Origin of the sequence: Micromonospora sp. NPDC023633 (assembly GCF_040640035.1) — a bacterium.
Lineage (GTDB): Bacteria > Actinomycetota > Actinomycetes > Mycobacteriales > Micromonosporaceae > Micromonospora.
In genome coordinates, this window is sequence record NZ_JBFABB010000267.1 from 1 (window position 1) to 2,334 (window position 2,334).

The window sequence follows — 2,334 nt, forward strand, 5'->3', positions numbered from 1 at the left end:
GTCACCCACCAGGACATCCCCTTCGACAAACTCGTCGAACGCACCCAACCCACCCGCGACCGCCACACCCCACCCCTCATCCAAACCGTCTTCACGACCTTGGAAGGCACCGATCCGGCACCGCTGCACACCGCCACGATGCGGCCGCTGCCGATCGACGAGGGGGTCGCGAAGTTCGACCTGACCGTCCAGGTGCAGGTGGAGCCGGACTTGGTCCGGGTGTTCTTCGACTACGCGTGTGACCTGTACGAGCCCGCGACGATGGCTGAGCTGGCCGACAGCTACCGGGCCCTGGTGGCCGCCGTGCTGGCCGAGCCGGACCGGCCGCTGTCCACCGTGGTCGCGGTCACGGATGCGCAGCGGGAGCGGCTCGCCGACGCGTTGATCGCCAGCCCGGTCGCGGTTCCGTCCAGTGACCTGGGGTGCGTGCCGCGGCTGGTGGCCGACGCGGCCCGGCGGCATCCGGACGTGACGGCGATCGTCGACGGGGCGGGCGCGCTCACGTACCGGGAACTCGACGAGTGGTCCAACCACCTCGCCCACCACCTGCTACGACACGGCGCCCGACCCGACCACCCCGTCGCGGTCAGCCTGCCACCCGGCGCACCCGCCATCACCGCCATGCTCGCCGTCCTCAAAGCCGGCGCCGCCTACCTCCCCATTGACCCCACCGCACCCACCACACGCCGACACCACCTCATCACCCACTCCGGCGTCACCATCCTCATCACCGACGACCCCGAGAACACCGACACACCCCCCGGCGTCGTCGCCCTCGCCCCGCGCCCCGGACCGGCCACGGCCGCGTCCGCGCCGCCCCTGGTCGAGATCCACCCGGAGCAGGTGGCGTACGTCATCCACACCTCCGGGTCCACCGGCACGCCCAAGGGCGTCATGGTTCCCCACCGGGCGCTGACCAACCTGGTCCACTGGCACCTGGACACCCACCCCACCGGTCCCGGCCAACGCCACGGACAGGTGGCGAGCCTCGGCTTCGACGCCGCGATCTGGGAGATCTGGCCAGCCCTGGCCAGCGGCGCCACCCTGCACATCGCCGACCCCGCCGACCGCCTCGACCCCGCCGCGCTGCACGACTGGCTCGTCCGGGAGGGCGTCACGAGGACGTTCCTGCCGACCCCGATCGCGGAGGCCGTCCTGCGGCTGCCGACCCCGTCGACCAGCCGCCTGCGCACGATCTTCACCGGCGGGGACGCCCTCACCACCCGGCCGTCCGCGCACGCGCCGTACACCCTGTTCAACATCTACGGGCCGACCGAGACCACCGTCGCCGTCACCGTCGGGCCCGTCGCCCCCGACGGGGTCCACCGGCCCGACCTCGGCACCCCCATCGCCGGCGCCCGCATCCATCTCCTCGGCCCCAACCTCCAGCTCGTTCCGCCCGGGGCGCCCGGCGAGGTCTGCGTCGGCGGTGACGTGGTCAGCCGCGGCTACCTGAACAAGCCCGGGCAGACGGCGGAGCGGTTCCTGCCCGACCCGTACGGGCCACCGGGCAGCCGCCTCTACCGCACCGGCGACCTCTGCCGCCTCCGCACCGACGGCACCCTCGAATTCCTCGGCCGCACCGACGAACAGATCGCCATCAACGGCTACCGCATCGAACCCGGCGAAATCGAAACCGCCCTACGCGCACAACCCCACGTCGAAGCCGCCTTCGTCACCACCCGCGCACTCCCCACCGGCCGCCACCTCATCGCCTACGTCACCGGCACCAACCTCGACACCCACCACCTACGCCACCACCTCCAACACACCCTCCCCCGCCACCTCATACCCCACAGCATCATCGCCCTCCCCCACCTCCCCCTCACCCGCAACGGCAAGATCGACCGCAACGCACTCCCCGCACCGGACCTCACTGCGCGCGGCGAAGCGCCCCGCGACGACCTGGAGCGGCGGGTGGCGCAGGTGTGGGCCGACGTGATCGGTCGGCGGCCCGGCCGCGACGACAACTTCTTCGCCTTCGGCGGGCACTCCATGCAGGCCACCATGATCGCCGCCCGGCTGCGCGAGCACCTCGACGTGCCGGTCTCGGCGGCGATCGTGTTCGAGGCGCAGACCGTGGCCGCGATGGCCGACCGGCTACGGGCCGAGGCGGTGCCGGCCGCTCCGTCGGCCGTCGAGGGACCGGGCGAGCCGCAGGGACGGGCTCCCGGGCCGTCCGGGGACGCCGTCGCCGGGTCGGCCGGGGACGCCGCTTCGGGGTCGTCGCCGGGTCGGGTGTTGTCGTTCGCGCAGCAGCGCCTGTGGTTCCTCAACGCCCTGGACCCGAGGTCCACCGCCTACAACACCCAGACCGCCTGGCACATCGACGGC

The 2,334-nt window shown here is 72.8% G+C and carries 1 protein-coding gene; it reads left to right on the forward strand.

Translation table 11 applies throughout. The features are described 5' to 3' along the window. Positions 1-2,334: amino acid adenylation domain-containing protein (locus AB0G13_RS34585; protein ID WP_357883878.1), on the forward strand; the 2,334-nt coding region annotated here is incomplete at both ends.